We start from the raw sequence: 14,397 nt of genomic DNA, 5'->3' as shown, positions 1-14,397 counted from the left end.
GATGAACTGGCAGACGTTTCTCGACGAGCCGGCGGTGATCGCAGCCGCGGTGTTGGCGCTCGGACTCGTCGTCGGCTACCTCGTCGGGCGGCTCAACAAGGAACTGCTGGCGGCGTCGGGGGTGCCCGACGCGGTCGAGGGGACGCCCTTCGAGCGGACGGCCCAGTCGCTGGGCACGTCGACCGTCGAGATCGTCGCCCGCCTGAGCTCGTGGTTCATCTACGGCATCGCGGTCCTGACGGCGATCCACATCGCCCAGCTGCTGGACACGGAGTCGTTCTGGTTTCGCGTCACGGAGTACATCCCGCAGGTGTTCGTCGCGGCGCTCGTCGTGATCCTCGGGTTCGTCGTCGCGGACAAGTCGGAACTCGTCGTCAGCGAGTACCTCCGGAGCGTCAAACTGCCGGAGGTCTCGATCCTCCCGCGGCTGGTCAAGTACTCCGTGCTGTACGTGGCCTTTCTCGTCGCGCTCGGTCAGATCGGCGTCTACGTCTACCCGCTGTTGATCCTGCTTGCCGTCTACGCGGCCGGGATCGTCGTCGTCGGCGCGGTCACGTTCAAGGACTTCCTCGTCTCGAGCGCGGCGGGGATCTACCTGCTGTTGAACCAGCCCTACGGCATCGGCGACGAGATTCGGATCGGCGATCAGGCCGGGATCGTCCAGGAGGTCGACCTGTTCGTGACGAAGATCGAGGACGACTCGGAGGAGTACATCATCCCGAACCGCCGGGTGTTCGAGGAAGAGATCGTCCGCGTTCGAGACTAGGCTTCTCCGTGTGGCGTCGGCGGTCTGCAGGTTCCGCGTTCTTCGCGTTCAGTCCTCAATCTTCGAGATTGAGCGACAGCCCCGGATGCCACCGGTCCGCGCCGGCCTCGCGCTTGGCCGCGTCCATCTTCGCGAGCAGGTGCGTCGCGAGACTGGCGGTCTCGGCGGCTCGAGACTCGCCCTCTGTCCGGAACTCGCCGGTCTCGCGGTTGGCGTAGACGGTGCAGACGGCGCCAGCGCGCAGGCCGTAGACGTTCGCTAGCGTCATGATCGCGCTGGCCTCCATCTCGATGTTCTTCACGTTCGCTTCCTGGAGTTGGTCGACCAGTTCGTCGGCGCCGGCGGCCTCGAACCCCTCGTAGCCGGGCCGGCCCTGGCCCGCGTAGAATGAGTCTGCACTCATCGTGATGCCGGTGTGGTAGTCGTAGCCCAGCCGTTCGGCCGCGGCGACGAGCGCGCTGACGACCTCGTAGTCCGCGGCCGCGGGGTAATCTTCCCGGACGTACTCGGCGCTGGTCCCCTCCTGCCGGACGCCGCCGGTCGTGATGACCAGATCGCCGACGTCCATCTCGGGCTGGATCGCGCCGCAGGAGCCGACGCGGATGAACGTCTCGACGCCGACGCGGGCGAGTTCCTCGACGGCGATGGCGGCCGAGGGACTGCCGATTCCCGTCGACGTGACCGAGATCGGCGTCCCCTCGTAGCTGCCCGTCGCCGTTCGGTACTCGCGGTGGTGGGCCCGCAGCTCGTGGTCGTCCCAGAAGTCGACGATCTTCTCGAGGCGCTCGGGGTTGCCCGGCAGGAGCACGGTGTCGGCGACGTCGTCCGGGCTGACCTCGAGGTGGTACTGTACCTCCGCGTTCGGGTTTTCGCTGTCCCCTGGCATCGCTGTTGAACGGACAGCGATTCGGACCGGCGCCGTATATAAATGCGGGGCCCGCGTAGGACCGCTATGGCTACCGAGTCTCGTGGTACCGAGACGCAGGGGGTGCTCGCGGACACCTACGTCGCCGCCATCCAGCACGACTTAGCCGAGGTGCCCGACGACGCGACCTACGTCGGCGTCGTCCGACAGCCGGCGCCGTGGTTCCACGCCGCGGTCGACGAGAACCACCCCGAACTCGGCCCGCCCGCCGATCTGCTCGAGTCGATGCGCGAGATCGAGGAGGACATGAAGATGCAGGGGCTGTGCGAGGAGGGCGCCCACAACGCGGCCTGGGAACAGGTCGGGTTCGAGGAAGCCTACTGCGACCACCTCGAGTCGTCGGCGGACGCGCAGGCGGCCGTCGAGGAGCTCACGGAGCGGCTCGAGTCCGGCGAGTCGCTCGCGCTCGTCTGCTTCGAGAACACCGAGAAGAAGCGGTGTCACCGGACGATTCTTCGGGACCGGCTCGCCGAGCGCCTCGACGGCGACGGCGGCGAGAACGAGCGTTAGTCCTCGAGCGTCTCCTGCGAAATCGTGTTCGGCAGCAGTTCGCCGAGCGTGTACAGGGACGGCTCCGCGCTTTCACCTTCGTCGCAGATGACCACGAGGTCGTCGTCGCAGAACTCCGCGAGCGTCTGCCGGCACATCCCGCAGGGGGTAACGCCGTCGCGGCGGCCGGAACTGACCGCGATCCGAGCGAAGTCGTCGTACCCCTGCTTGACCGCCTCGGCGACCGCGACCTCCTCCGCGTGGAGGCTGTTGCTGTAGTTCGCGTTCTCGAGGTTACAGCCGACGAAGACCTCGCCGTCGGCCGTCTCGAGGGCGGCGCCGACGGCGTACTCGGAGTAGGGGACGTGGGCCTGCGACTGGATTTCGCGTGCGCGTTCGATCAGCGGGTCGTTCGCGGAGACGTCGGAGTCGGTCATGCACGCTACTTGTGCGGGGCGACGGCAAGAAGGCACTGCTCCCGGCGATTCGTCGGCGGCTAAAACGGTGATCGACGCTCAGTCCTCGCCGGACTCGTAGTGCTCGCCGGCGGCGTCGGGCAGCCGCGTGCGGCCGACGAGCACGAGGACGACGATGACCGTCATGTGCGGGATGACGCGGATGAGCTCCGTCGGAAGGGCGTAGCCCGCCGCCTGCATCCCGGTCTGGATCGCGTCGAGCCCCGCGAAGAGGAACGAGCCCAGCAGGGCGCCGATCGGGTTGTAGTTCGCCAGCAGGTAGGTCGCGATCGCGATGAACCCGCGGCCGTTGATCGCCGTGTCGCCGCCGCCGGCGAACGTCCCGAGGTCGCCCAGCGCGAACCCGGCGCCGCCGAGGCCGGCGAACACGCCCGAGAGGAGGACGGCGGCGTATCGGACCTTGCGGACGTCGACGCCCGCCGTGTCCAGCGCCTTGGGGTTCTCGCCGCTGGCGACCACCCAGCGCCCGAAGTTGGTTCGGGCGAGCAGGTACCAGCCGACGGCCGCGCCCGCGAGCATGATGTAGACCTGCGGTTCGGTGTCGAACAGCAGGTAGCCGACGAGCGGCAGGTCGGAGAGGACCGGCACCGTCACGCTCGAGAACCGGCCGACGCTGGCGGTGTTCGGACTGCCGAAGACGATCTGGGAGGCGAACGGCGCCAGGCCCAGCGAGATGAGCCAGACCGCGAGGCCGGCGATGATCTGGTCGGCCTTGAACTCGATGCAGACGATCGCGAAGAGCAGCGCGAACAGCACGCTCACGATCGTGCCGGCGAGTAGGCCCCACCAGTAGTTCGACAGGCCGGCGGTCGACTGGCCGGCGCCGAGCCAGTGGACGGCGACGATCGAGGAGAAGGCCGAGACGATGAGCAGCCCCTCGATGCCGATGTTGATGACGCCGCTCTTCTCGGCGAAGATGCCGCCGATCGCCGCCAGCGCGATCGGGACGGCCAGCCGGAGCATCGCCGTGTGCGTGCTCGGACTCGCCGCGATCGAGAGCAACACGCCGGCCCACGAGTCGGGGGCGAGCAGGCCGACGACGATCCAGACCGCGAGCAGTCCGGCGCCGACGGCCAGTCCGAGGGTGGTTCGCCGCGAGAACGGCAGGGTCGGTTCGTCCGGGTCGGTCGTCTCCGTCTCGGTCACGGTGGACTTACTCATCGGTGTCACCTCCGGTTTCGGCGGCAGCGGCGTCAGCATCGGCGTCGGCGTCGCCGCCGTCCGCGCGAACCGGCCGCGCCGTCTCGAGGTCGACGAACCGCCGGCCGATCGTGCGGAAGAACTCCGGCATCGCGACGAACAGGATGATCAGGCCGCTGAGGACGCCGACCAGTTCGGGCGGCACGTCCGTGGCCGTCCCGATCGAGTTGCTACCGCTGTCTAACACCCCGAACAGGAACGCCGCGGCGCCGACGCCGATCGGGTTGTTGCCGGCCAGCACCGAGACCGCGATCCCGTCGAAGCCGATCGAGGGCACGTTCTCGAGCCAGCTGCCGTGGACCATCAGCACCCAGAACGCGCCGGCGACGCCGCCGAGCGCGCCCGAGAGGGTCATGCTGGCGACGGTCATGCGCTTCTCGTCGACGCCGCCGTAGGCGGCCGCCGCGGGCTGGGTGCCGCTCGTCCGTAGTTCGTAGCCGAACGAGGTGCGGACGAACAGCCAGGCGGTCCCGAGCATGAGCGCGACCGCGAACCCGAACGCGAGCAGCGAGAAGTCCGCCGAGCCGCCGAAGCCGACGTACGGAAGCGTCGGAATCTCGGCGTACTCGGGGACCGGCTCGGTCCGCGAGGTGGTGCTGTCGGGGTCCTGGAACCACTGCGAGAGCAGCGTCGACGTGACCCCCGCCGCGACGAAGTTGAGCATGATCGTCGTGATGACCTCGTTGGCGTCCGCGTAGGCCTTCAGGACGCCGGGAAGCGCCCCGTAGAGGCCGCCGACGACCGCGCCGGCGAGCACGCCCAGCGGGATGAGGACGATCGTGCCGACGAAGCCGCCGGGCACGATCGGCGCCGCGTAGACGACCGTCACGGCCGTCGCGAGTCCGCCGACGACGAGTTGCCCCTGGGTCCCGATGTTGAGCAGGCCGGCGCGGAACGCGACCGCGACCGACAGCCCCGCGAAGATCAGCAGCGTCGTCTGCTGGAGCGTCCGCGCGAGGCTGTAGTTCGTGGGGCTCCAGCCGCCCTCGAGCGGGTGGCCGATCGCCCCGAGGAACAGTTCGTAGTAGACCTGCATCGGGTTGTAACAGAACGTCACCCCGGCCAGATCGAGGCCGGTGCGACAGGAGGCGATGCCGCCGGAGACGAACACCAGCACGCCGCCGATGAGGACGGCGGCCAGCAGCGCCGCGACGCTGATGACGACTCGCTCGAGCACGGAGGCCCCGACGAGCCGTTCGAGGAGCCGCTCGAGGCGGTCCCCGTCGGCGCTCATCGGGGGTCACCCCCGGCGCCGGCACCGGCGCCGTGACTGCGATCGCCACCGCGGCCACGGCCGCCGTCCGCCTCGAGTTCCTGTCCGGCCATCAGCAGGCCGAGTTCCTCCTCGGTGACGGCGTCCGGATCGGTGACGTCGATGAACTCGCCCTCGTAGATGACCGCCAGCCGATCCGAGAGCGAGCGGACCTCGTCGAGCTTCGAGGAGACGAGCAGGATCGCGACGCCCTCGCGGCGCAGTTCGAGCAGGCGGTCGTGGATGAACTCCGTCGAGCCGATGTCGACCCCGCGGGTCGGATGGGTCGCGACGACCAGCGACGGGTCGCGCTCGAACTCGCGGCCGACGATGAACTTCTGCTGGTTGCCGCCGGAGAACGAGCGGGCGTCCGCGTCGGCGTTCGGCGGGCGAACGTCGTAGGTCTCGATGATCTCCTCGGCGTGGTCGCGGACGTCGGTCCAGTCGATGCGGCCGCCGTCGGCGAACTCCGCCGAGCGCTGGCTACCGAGGACGCCGTTCTCGACGAGGTCGAAGGGCATGACGAGCCCGCGCTCCTGGCGGTCCTCGGGAATGTAGGCCATGCCGGCCTCGATCCGCTCGCGGCGGGACCAGTCGGTGACGTCAGTCCCCTCGTAGGTGATCGTCCCCTCGTCTGGCGTCCGGAGGCCGGTGATCGCCTCGATCAGTTCCGCCTGACCGTTGCCGTCGACGCCAGCGATGCCGACGATCTCGCCGGCCCGCACGTCGAGGTCGATTCCGGAGACGACGTCGACGCCGCGAGTATCCTCGACGGCGACGTTCTCCGTCGAGAGGACGACGTCACCGGTCTCGACCGGCTCGGACTCGGCCTCGAGCAGCACCTCGCGGCCGACCATGCGCTCGGCCAGCTCCTCGCGGGTCGTGTGCTCGGGGTCGACCGTGCCGACGGACTCGCCGTCCCGGAGGACGGTGATCGCGTCCGCGGCGTGGGTCGCCTCCTCGAGCTTGTGCGTGATGAAGATGATCGTCTTCCCCTGTGCGGTGAGTTCGTCCAGCACGTCGTAGAGGCCCTCGACCTCCTGAGGCGTGAGGACCGCGGTCGGCTCGTCGAGGATGAGCACGTCGGCGCCGCGGAACAGCGCTTTGAGGATCTCGACGCGCTGCTGGACCCCGACGCTCAGATCCTCGACGGTCGCCTGCGGATCGACGTCGAAGCCGTAGCGGTCGCACAGATCCCGCACCTCGCGTTCGACCTGCTCGCGGTCGACGGCCATCCCGAACCACTTCGTCGGTTCGTTGCCCAGCGCGATGTTCTCGGCGACGGTCATCGTGTCGACCAGCATGAAGTGCTGGTGGATCATGCCGACGCCGGCGTCGATGGCGTCCCGCGGCGAGTCGAACGAGCGCTCTCGGCCGTCGACGACGACGCGGCCCTCCTCGGGCTCGTAGAGTCCGTAGAGGACGTTCATCAGCGTCGTCTTGCCGGCCCCGTTCTCGCCGAGCAGGGCGTGGACGGTCCCGCGCTCGACGCGGAGGTCGACGTCGTCGTTCGCGACGACGCCGGGGAACCGCTTGGTGATGCCGTCCAGGTGGACGGCGAGGTCGCTGCCGGCGGCCTCCCGGTCTCGATCCAGGTCGGCGGAACGGCCGCCGCTCCGTCCGTCCGCCCCCGAATCGGTCGGTGCTGCCCCGTCAGTCGTTCCCGTTCCCGACTCGGTCATCGGTTACAGTTCGCTTGGTACGTCGATCTCGCCGTCGATGATCTGTTGTTTGGACTCGGCGACCTGATCCTTGATCTCCTGGGGGATCTCGCTACCGAGCTGGTCGCCGTAGACGGCACCGACGCCCTCCTCCTCGAGGCCGAGCGTCACGGTCTCGCCGCCCGCGAACTCGTCGTTGACGACGGACTCGATGGCGTTGTAGACGGCGGTGTCGACGCGCTTGACCATGCTCGCGAGGATGACGTTGGCGAAGTCCGCGTTGGACTTCGACTGGTCGCTGTCGACGCCGATGGCGAACCGACCCTCGTCCTGGGCCGCCTGGAAGACGCCGATGCCGGTGCGGCCGGCCGCGTGGAAGACGATGTCCGCGTTCTGGTCCTGGTACATCGTGCGGGCGGCCTGCTGGCCGCCGGCGGTGTCGTTGAACCCGCCGACGTACGTCGAGACGACCTCGGCGTTCTCGTTGGCGTGCTTGACGCCGGCCTGGAAGCCAGCGTGGAACGACTGGATCAGCGGCGACTCAGTGCCGCCGACGAAGCCGACGACGTTCGCGTCCGGATTCGTCTCGCCGGCGCCGGCGGAAAACTCCTCCTGGGTCAGGAGTCCGGCCAGGTGGCCGACCTGGAACGACCCTTCGGGTTCGCCGAAAATGTAGCTCCGGACGTTGTCCTCCTCGACGACGTCGTCGACGATGATAAAGTTCTGCTCCGGATACTCCGGCGCGTTCTCCGAAAGCGCGTCCTTCTGCGCGTAGCCGATGCAGTTGATCAGATCGTAGTCGCCGCTCTCGGCGAAGTCCCGCTGCGCGCCGGCGAACTCGCTCGCCGATTCGGGCTCCGTCTGGTCGTACGTGATGTCAAACTCCTCTTTTGCGTCTTCGACACCCTGCTTTGCCATGTCGTTGAAGGAGTCGTCGCCGAGGCCGCCGGTCGCGTAGACCATACCGACCCGTGCACTCGAGTTACCCGATTCCTCGCCGAACCCGCCGACGCAACCCGCCATCGCCGCGAGTCCAGCAGCACCCATCCCCGTCAAAACAGCTCGTCTGTTACGTGGCATAGGAGCGACTAGCGCAAACAATCGGTTTATACTCGTCGGAATCTGTGGCCGGCAATAAACGAGCGCATGGGAACGACTCGTATACGGGTGAGACACACCAACAACTCGAGCAGTTCGGTTACGTTTCGTCCTGTCACTGACGGCCGGCGGCGTCAGGTCGCGTCGTCGACCGCCGACTCGACGACCGTCCGCGCGCTCGCGATCAGGTCGTCGACCGTCTCGCTCTCGGCGTAGATCCGCACGTAGGGCTCGGTCCCGCTCGGACGGACGAGCACCCACGACGCGTCGTCGAACTCGAGGCGCACGCCGTAGTCGGTGTCGACGGCCGCCTCGGGGAACGCGTCGGGGAGCTCGGTCTCGAGGGCCGCCATCACGTCCGCTTTGGCGCCGTCGGGGCAGTCGACGCTGACTTTCCGGTAGGGCCGTTCCGTGACCGGGTCGCGGAGCGCGTCGGTGCCGCCGGCCTCGGCGACGAGCGCGGCGACGACGGCGGCGCTCGCGACGCCGTCGATCCAGCCGCCGAAGGCGGTGTGGATGTGCTTCCAGGGTTCGGCGGCGAAGACGACGGCGGTGTCCGCGTCGCCCTGCCGTCGCTCGCGCGCGATCCCCTCGTGGAGCGCGCCGAGGCGGACGCGTTCGACGCGGCCGCCGGCCTCGCGGACCCGCTCGTCGATCCGCGCGGAGGCGTTGGGCGTCGTCACGACGACGGGATCGGCGGCGTCGCTCGCGGCGACGTAGTGTTCCGCGACCACCGCGAGCACGGTGTCCTCGTGGATCACCTCGCCGTCGGGGCCGAGGACGACGAGCCGGTCGGCGTCGCCGTCGTGAGCGAGGCCGAGGTCGAACCGGCCGCTCGCGTTCTCCGAGGCGCGTGGCGCCTCGCCGTCCGCGACGAACTCGACGAAGTCGGTCAGCGTCTCCGGCGTCGGCTTGCTCTCGCGCGCGGAGAAGTGGCCGTCGACGTTCGCGTTCACCGCGGTGACGTCGGCGCCGAGGCGCTCGAGGACGTGGGGCGTCGCGACCGAGCCCATGCCGTTGCCGCAGTCGACGGCGATCGAGAGCCCGGCGAGGGGCCGGTCGGCGGTCGTCGGACGGTCCGCGAACTGCTCGCGGACGTAGTCGCCCACCGCGTCGCGGTACTCCTCGAGGACCTCGAGGCGACCGGACTCGCCCCATCGGTCCCACGATGCGAGGCCGTCGTCACCGTCGGTCGCGACGGCGTCCTCGATCGCCCGTTCGGCCTCGCGGTCGTACTCGACGCCGTCGGCGAAGAGCTTGATGCCGTTGTCGGTCGGCGGGTTGTGGCTCGCGGTGATCATCACGCCGCGCCGTCCCTGCGAGGCGTACGCGAGCGCCGGCGTCGGCACCTGCCCGAGCCGGTAGACGTCCGCGCCCGCGCTCTCGAGGCCGGCTTCCATCGCCGCGGCGAGCGCCGGCCCCGTTTCGCGGCCGTCGCGTCCGACGACGAACGTTGCACCTGGCTCGCCGGCGGCCCGTCCGACCGCGAGGGCCAGCTCCGGCGTGACGTCGGTTACCGGACCGCGAATCCCGGCGGTCCCGAACAGTGTCATGTACGGTCGTTCCGCGAGGAACCACTTATACTGTGGAGAAGCAATGTGGCGGCGCCGCGAGGCGCGACGACGCCTATTCGTCGGGCAGTTCGTCGATCAGAACGACGGCTTCGCCGTCGATGACCGTCTCGTCGTCGGACTCGTCGCGAATCTGCGTCTCGAGTCGGAACTGGTCGTTGCCAAGGTCCTCGACGATTTCGACGCGGGCCGAGACGCGGTCGCCGATCTTGACGGGGCCGCGGAACTCGAGATCCTGCGAGAGGTAGATCGTCAGGCCGGGCAGGCGCGCCAGCGCGGCGCTGATGAGCCCGGAGACGAGCGTGCCGTGGACGATCCGCTCGCCGAACCGCGTCTGCGCGGCGAACTCGTCGTCCAGGTGGAGGCGGTTCGTGTCGCCGCTGATCTGGGCGAACGCGCAAACGTCCTCGTCGGAGAGGGTCTTTTCGAAGGTGACGGCGTCGCCGACGCTGATCGCGTCGCGGTTGTCGACGGTGCGTTCGAAGGCCCAGTCGAGATTCGAGTGGTCGACGGACGGGATAGAGGCCGGAACGATGCCGTCGTCCGACGCCGTTCCGTTCCCGTTCGGAACCATCGCGGAGAGGGCCGCCCGGTTGGCGGCGGTCGCACTGCGGAGGAAACTCTGGGTCATCGCCGTCCACGCGTTCGTCATGGCGGCGAAGTTATTCCGCCCGGAATTCTGTGACATCTATATCTATCGTTGTTTGGGGAGGCGTGGTAATGATTCTTTGGCTGAACAAGTAGGCCAGTATCGTTCGTTAAGGACCGCGAGAAACGAGTTCGCTGGCGGCGCAATCGCCGCAATTGCCGTTGCTGCCGGTGACTCGAGCCCGACGCTCGAGCGATCCGCTCCCTTGTGATCCTACTCGATACATCTGCTGCCATTCAATGGTATCTAGTGGAAACCCTTATTAGTGCGGCGCTCGTTTGTTCGTGTGATGACGGACGACTCCGACCGATCGCTCTGGTTCCCGCCGGCCATGTTCGAGGAGATGCAGGAGGCTGGCGAGCAAGTCGCGCAGTCTCAGCAGGAGATGATGAAACAGCTGTTCCAGGCGAGTTCGGCGAACCCGCTCGAGGAGATGTCGGCCTTCGGGCCGATGAACATGGGCACGGCGACGTTCAAGGCCCGGGTCCAGAGCGGCGGTCGGATCAGCATTCCCGAACCCGAACGGGAGGCCCTCGACATCGAAGAGGGCGACATCGTCCAGACCATCGTCGTGCCGGTCAAGCGCGACCGAGACGAGTAGTCGCCCCGGAATACGAGCCAAACCGCACACCAATCCGAATCAACGACCCTACACAGAACCCAACCATGACTCAGAACCCCATCACCGCACTCTTCGACGCCCAGCGCACCGCCGTCAAACAGTCCCAGACGATCACCCACGACGCTCTCGAGGCGCAGCAGGCCTCGTTCGGCGCGTTCGCCGACGCCCTCGAGGGGTCGAGCGACCTCGTCGAATCGAACGCCGAACTGACGAAAGGCGCCGCCCACGCCTACTTCGACGCGATCGAGGCCTCGCTGCCCGAGGGCAGCGCCGACTTCGAGGAGCTGCGCGAGTTCGTCGACGAGGGCGTCGACTCCGCGACCGAGGCCCAGCTCCAGTCGCTCGAGGCCGCCGTCGAGGCCGTAGAGGAATCCGAGAAGGCCTACGACGAGTTCGTCGAGAACTACTCCGAGGTCGTCGACACCTCGTTCGACGCCGCCCTCGAGGCCCACGAACAGGTCGAGGAGAACGTCTCGGCCGTCGCCGAGAACGTCGAGCAGGCCGCGGACGAGTTCGACGCGTCGGCGTAACGCCGTCAGCCCCCGGTCTTTTCGTACGTACGCGAGTTTACTACACTACGCACTACGCCACACTACCCCACACTAGCACACTATGGCAGACTCACAGCAATCCCCGCAGGCAGAGGACTGGAACGCGTTCGTCGAACAGTGGAACGAGCAGTTCCTCGAAGCGCTCGAGGACAACATGGAGGCCCAGGCGCAGTTCGTCGAGAGCTGGTCCGAGACCGTCGGCCAGGCCACCGAGGACAACGAGATCTCCGAGGGCGTCGAGGGCTACGCGAAGGCCTACGACACCTGGATGAACGCCTCCCAGCAGATGGTCGAGCGGATGAACGACCAGCTCGAGGGCGAGGACGTCGACGTCGAGGAGTTCCGCGACATCTGGCTCAACACGGCCAACGAGGCGTTCAAGGAGGTCATGTCGACGACGGCCTTCGCGAAGATGACCGGCGAGACCGTCGGCGACGTCCTCGAGCTCCAGCAGCAGGCCGACGAGGCCGCCCAGGAGACGCTGCGGACGCTCGGCTTCGCGACCGAGGAGGACGTCGTCGAGGTCGGCGACCGCCTCGTCGAACTCGAGCGCCGCCAGCACGACGTCGAGCAGAAGCTCGACCGGATTCTCGAGCACCTCGAGGACCAAGAGTGAAACCATGAAAAACCCCTACACAACCGCACTGGACATCCAGCGTCAGGCCTGGGAGGCGACGGCCGAACTGGCCGAGAAGGCCCGCGTCGCGCCCGACCGCACCGAGACCATCGAGAACGTCGAGGTCGGCCAGACGCCAAGCGAGGTCGTCTACGAGGAGAACAAACTCGAACTGCTCCACTACGAATCGCAGACGGAGGAGCAACACGACGTTCCCATCCTCATCGTCTACGCGCTGATCAACAAGCCGTACATCCTCGACCTCCAGCCGAACCGGTCGGTCGTCCGCCGGCTGCTTGAAGCCGGCTTCGACGTCTACCTGATCGACTGGGGCGAGCCCTCCAAGCTCGATCGCTCGCTGGGCTTAGACGACTACGTCAACCGCTACATCGACAACTGCGTCGACGTCGTCCGCGACCGCTCCGGGCAGGACGCGATCAACATCCTCGGCTACTGCATGGGCGGGACGATGTCGGCCATGTACGCCGCGCTCTACCCCGAGAAGGTCCGCAACCTCGGGCTGATGGCCGCCGGCCTCTGTTTCGCCGGCGACGGCGGCGTCCTCGAGCTGTGGGGCGCCGAGGACTACTACGACCCCGAGACGGTCACCGAGACGTTCGACAACGTCCCCGCGGACTTCCTCGATACCGGCTTCGCCCTGATGGACCCCGTCGCGAACAACGTCACGAAGTACGTCCGCTTCTACGACAACCTCGAGGACGAGGACTTCGTCGAGAACTTCGCCCGGATGGAGCGGTGGCTCGACGAAGGCATCGACGTCGCCGGCCGGGCCTACGAGGAGTTCATCCGCGATATCTACCAGGAGAACAAGCTCCACGCGAACGAACTCGAACTCGGCGGCGAGCGCGTCGACCTCGACAACATCGAGATGCCGGTGTTGCAGATCGTCGCCGAGTACGACCACCTCATCCCGCCGGGGGCCTCGAAGCCGTTCAACGAGGCGATTCCGTCCGAGGACACCGAGATCATGGAGTTCGCGACGGGCCACATCGGGATGTCCGTCTCCTCGCGCAGCCACGAGGAACTGTGGCCGGACGTCTGCGAGTGGTTCGAGGAGCGTTCGAACGGCTCCGACGTCGAGAGCGAGCCGGAGTCGTCCGAACCCGCGGACGACGAAGACGCCGCGCTGGCCGAGGACGTCGCCGGCGACGAAACCGGCGACGACGACCTCTCGGACGGCGGCGTCGACGTCGACACCGGAGCCGAATCGACCGAAACCGACGACATCGACGCCGAGACGAGCGACTTCCACGGCGAAGACCGGTCCGACGAGGAGATCGCCGCGCGCGGCGAAGACGACGTTCAGGACGAACCCGCGGAGCCGGGCGAGATGACCGTCGACGAGGACGTCGCCGAGGAGATCACCGACGAGGAGTTGAACTCCGAGTCCGCCATCGCGGACGAAACCGACGACCTGACCGAACTGAGCGGCGTCGGCCAGGCCTACGCCGATACGCTCGCAGACGCCGGAATCGAGACGTTCGACCAACTCGCCGACGCGGATGCCGCCGAACTCGCCGCGGAGACCGGCCTCTCGCCGAGCCGCGTCGAGGACTGGATCGAACAGGCCGCGGAGCGGTAACGGCCGCCGACCCGTCGCGGCGGGTCTCGAGGTCGGCGCGCTCGGTGCGGTGCCGGCCTCGTCTCCCTCGTCCTGTCGCGCTCGTTTTTGATTCTCCGTGAACAGTCGCGTCTCGCGGAACGTATCATACTGCATGTTATTATTTACCACCGGAGGTAGAACGTGGGACCAACCATGTCGATGGACGGACGAACCTGCGTCATCACGGGGTCGGCACGCGGTATCGGCCGGGGGATCGCCGAGTACCTCGGGGAGGAAGGTGCGAACGTCGTCATCAACTACCGCTCTTCCGAGGGGGCGGCACAGGAGGCCGTCGACGCGATCGAAACCGCCGGCGGCTCGGCCGTCGCGGCCCAGGCGGACGTCACCCACCGCGATCAGGTCGAACACATGCGCGAGGTCTGCCACGAGGCGTTCGGTCCGGCCGACGTCCTCGTAAACAACGCCGGCATCACCGCCGACAAGCAGTTCACGGAGATGACCCGCGAGGACTGGGACCGCGTGATGGACGTCAATCTCGGCGGGATGTTCAACTGCACCCAGGAGTTCTACGACGACATCTGGGAAGCCGAGGAGGGGCGGCTGATCAACATCTCGAGCGTCGTCGGCAAGCAGGGCAACTTCGGGCAGGCCAACTACGCCGCCGCCAAGAGCGGGATGTTCGGCTTCACGCGGACGATCGCCCTCGAACTCGCCCAGGGCGGGTCGACGGCCAACTGCGTCGCCCCCGGCTTTACGCGCACAGATATGGTCGAGAGCGTGCCGGACGAGGTGCTCGATCGGATCATCGCGGGGATCCCGCTCGAGCGCCTCGCGGAGGTCGAGGACGTCGCGGCCCTCGTTCGGTTCCTCGCGAGCGAGGAGTCGTCCTACATCACGGGCGAAGTGATCGACATCAACGGCGGAATGGACCTGTAG

The 14,397-nt window shown here is 67.7% G+C and carries 15 protein-coding genes; 7 read left to right on the top strand and 8 right to left on the bottom strand.

Going from position 1 to position 14,397, the window contains the following annotated elements:
* Position 1: 1 nt before the first annotated feature.
* Entirely contained in the window at positions 2-766 is a 765-nt protein-coding gene (locus ACYQ26_RS11435; protein ID WP_459809022.1) for a mechanosensitive ion channel family protein, read from the top strand.
* Positions 767-821: 55 nt separating this feature from the next.
* On the opposite strand, the gene ACYQ26_RS11430 is transcribed toward ACYQ26_RS11435, so the two are convergent.
* Complete coding sequence (locus tag ACYQ26_RS11430) at positions 822-1,652, bottom strand: nucleoside phosphorylase (protein ID WP_459809021.1); 831 nt, start codon at positions 1,650-1,652, stop codon at positions 822-824.
* A gap of 66 nt (positions 1,653-1,718) precedes the next feature.
* Between ACYQ26_RS11430 and ACYQ26_RS11425 the strand changes: the two genes are divergently transcribed.
* A complete protein-coding gene (locus ACYQ26_RS11425) occupies positions 1,719-2,201 on the top strand; it encodes a DUF488 domain-containing protein (protein ID WP_459809020.1) in 483 nt (160 codons plus the stop codon).
* Here ACYQ26_RS11425 and cdd read toward each other — a convergent pair.
* From cdd to ACYQ26_RS11390, 7 genes are all read right to left on the bottom strand, one after another.
* A complete protein-coding gene (cdd, locus tag ACYQ26_RS11420; protein WP_459809019.1) occupies positions 2,198-2,617 on the bottom strand; it encodes a cytidine deaminase in 420 nt (139 codons plus the stop codon). The genes ACYQ26_RS11425 and cdd overlap by 4 nt on opposite strands.
* A 78-nt stretch (positions 2,618-2,695) precedes the next feature.
* Complete coding sequence (locus tag ACYQ26_RS11415; RefSeq protein WP_459809018.1) at positions 2,696-3,817, bottom strand: ABC transporter permease; 1,122 nt, start codon at positions 3,815-3,817, stop codon at positions 2,696-2,698.
* Positions 3,810-5,090, bottom strand: a complete 1,281-nt coding sequence (locus ACYQ26_RS11410) for an ABC transporter permease (RefSeq protein ID WP_459809017.1) — start codon at positions 5,088-5,090, stop codon at positions 3,810-3,812. Before ACYQ26_RS11410 ends, ACYQ26_RS11415 begins: the two co-directional genes overlap by 8 nt.
* Complete coding sequence (locus tag ACYQ26_RS11405) at positions 5,087-6,790, bottom strand: ABC transporter ATP-binding protein (protein WP_459809016.1); 1,704 nt, start codon at positions 6,788-6,790, stop codon at positions 5,087-5,089. The genes ACYQ26_RS11410 and ACYQ26_RS11405 overlap by 4 nt, the downstream gene beginning before the upstream one ends.
* A 3-nt stretch (positions 6,791-6,793) precedes the next feature.
* Positions 6,794-7,849 carry a BMP family lipoprotein gene (locus tag ACYQ26_RS11400; RefSeq protein WP_459809015.1) on the bottom strand — a complete coding sequence of 352 codons (1,056 nt, stop codon included), beginning with the start codon at positions 7,847-7,849 and terminating at the stop codon, positions 6,794-6,796.
* Positions 7,850-8,001: 152 nt separating this feature from the next.
* The gene (locus ACYQ26_RS11395) at positions 8,002-9,420 is read right to left on the bottom strand and encodes a phosphohexomutase domain-containing protein (protein WP_459809014.1); all 1,419 of its coding nucleotides are present in this window, start codon (positions 9,418-9,420) and stop codon (positions 8,002-8,004) included.
* A gap of 73 nt (positions 9,421-9,493) precedes the next feature.
* Entirely contained in the window at positions 9,494-10,126 is a 633-nt protein-coding gene (locus ACYQ26_RS11390) for a MaoC family dehydratase (RefSeq protein ID WP_459809013.1), read from the bottom strand.
* A gap of 250 nt (positions 10,127-10,376) precedes the next feature.
* Between ACYQ26_RS11390 and ACYQ26_RS11385 the strand changes: the two genes are divergently transcribed.
* The 5 genes from ACYQ26_RS11385 to ACYQ26_RS11365 all read left to right on the top strand — a co-directional run bounded on the left by ACYQ26_RS11385 (position 10,377) and on the right by ACYQ26_RS11365 (position 14,397).
* Positions 10,377-10,688: an AbrB/MazE/SpoVT family DNA-binding domain-containing protein gene (locus ACYQ26_RS11385; protein ID WP_459809012.1), complete on the top strand. Its 312-nt coding sequence runs from the start codon at positions 10,377-10,379 to the stop codon at positions 10,686-10,688.
* Between the two features lie 65 nt (positions 10,689-10,753).
* Complete coding sequence (locus ACYQ26_RS11380; RefSeq protein ID WP_459809011.1) at positions 10,754-11,239, top strand: hypothetical protein; 486 nt, start codon at positions 10,754-10,756, stop codon at positions 11,237-11,239.
* An 82-nt stretch (positions 11,240-11,321) separates the two neighbouring features.
* The gene (locus ACYQ26_RS11375; protein ID WP_459809010.1) at positions 11,322-11,876 is read left to right on the top strand and encodes a poly(R)-hydroxyalkanoic acid synthase subunit PhaE; all 555 of its coding nucleotides are present in this window, start codon (positions 11,322-11,324) and stop codon (positions 11,874-11,876) included.
* 4 nt (positions 11,877-11,880) lie between these two features.
* Positions 11,881-13,479, top strand: a complete 1,599-nt coding sequence (phaC, locus tag ACYQ26_RS11370) for a class III poly(R)-hydroxyalkanoic acid synthase subunit PhaC (RefSeq protein ID WP_459809009.1) — start codon at positions 11,881-11,883, stop codon at positions 13,477-13,479.
* A 174-nt stretch (positions 13,480-13,653) separates the two neighbouring features.
* Positions 13,654-14,397 carry a beta-ketoacyl-ACP reductase gene (locus ACYQ26_RS11365; RefSeq protein WP_459809008.1) on the top strand — a complete coding sequence of 248 codons (744 nt, stop codon included), beginning with the start codon at positions 13,654-13,656 and terminating at the stop codon, positions 14,395-14,397.

The organism is Halopiger thermotolerans, assembly GCF_054654555.1.
This window is presented reverse-complemented; position numbering and strand designations above follow the sequence as displayed.

Excerpts from the sequence above, each read along its gene's own strand:
- ACYQ26_RS11435 (WP_459809022.1), top strand. The coding sequence starts at position 2 with ATGAACTGGCAGACGTTTCTCGACGAGCCGGCGGTGATCGCAGCCGCG.
- ACYQ26_RS11430 (WP_459809021.1), bottom strand. The coding sequence starts at position 1,652 with ATGCCAGGGGACAGCGAAAACCCGAACGCGGAGGTACAGTACCACCTC.
- ACYQ26_RS11425 (WP_459809020.1), top strand. The coding sequence starts at position 1,719 with ATGGCTACCGAGTCTCGTGGTACCGAGACGCAGGGGGTGCTCGCGGAC.
- cdd (WP_459809019.1), bottom strand. The coding sequence starts at position 2,617 with ATGACCGACTCCGACGTCTCCGCGAACGACCCGCTGATCGAACGCGCA.
- ACYQ26_RS11415 (WP_459809018.1), bottom strand. The coding sequence starts at position 3,817 with ATGAGTAAGTCCACCGTGACCGAGACGGAGACGACCGACCCGGACGAA.
- ACYQ26_RS11410 (WP_459809017.1), bottom strand. The coding sequence starts at position 5,090 with ATGAGCGCCGACGGGGACCGCCTCGAGCGGCTCCTCGAACGGCTCGTC.
- ACYQ26_RS11405 (WP_459809016.1), bottom strand. The coding sequence starts at position 6,790 with ATGACCGAGTCGGGAACGGGAACGACTGACGGGGCAGCACCGACCGAT.
- ACYQ26_RS11400 (WP_459809015.1), bottom strand. The coding sequence starts at position 7,849 with ATGCCACGTAACAGACGAGCTGTTTTGACGGGGATGGGTGCTGCTGGA.
- ACYQ26_RS11395 (WP_459809014.1), bottom strand. The coding sequence starts at position 9,420 with ATGACACTGTTCGGGACCGCCGGGATTCGCGGTCCGGTAACCGACGTC.
- ACYQ26_RS11390 (WP_459809013.1), bottom strand. The coding sequence starts at position 10,126 with ATGTCACAGAATTCCGGGCGGAATAACTTCGCCGCCATGACGAACGCG.
- ACYQ26_RS11385 (WP_459809012.1), top strand. The coding sequence starts at position 10,377 with ATGACGGACGACTCCGACCGATCGCTCTGGTTCCCGCCGGCCATGTTC.
- ACYQ26_RS11380 (WP_459809011.1), top strand. The coding sequence starts at position 10,754 with ATGACTCAGAACCCCATCACCGCACTCTTCGACGCCCAGCGCACCGCC.
- ACYQ26_RS11375 (WP_459809010.1), top strand. The coding sequence starts at position 11,322 with ATGGCAGACTCACAGCAATCCCCGCAGGCAGAGGACTGGAACGCGTTC.
- phaC (WP_459809009.1), top strand. The coding sequence starts at position 11,881 with ATGAAAAACCCCTACACAACCGCACTGGACATCCAGCGTCAGGCCTGG.
- ACYQ26_RS11365 (WP_459809008.1), top strand. The coding sequence starts at position 13,654 with ATGTCGATGGACGGACGAACCTGCGTCATCACGGGGTCGGCACGCGGT.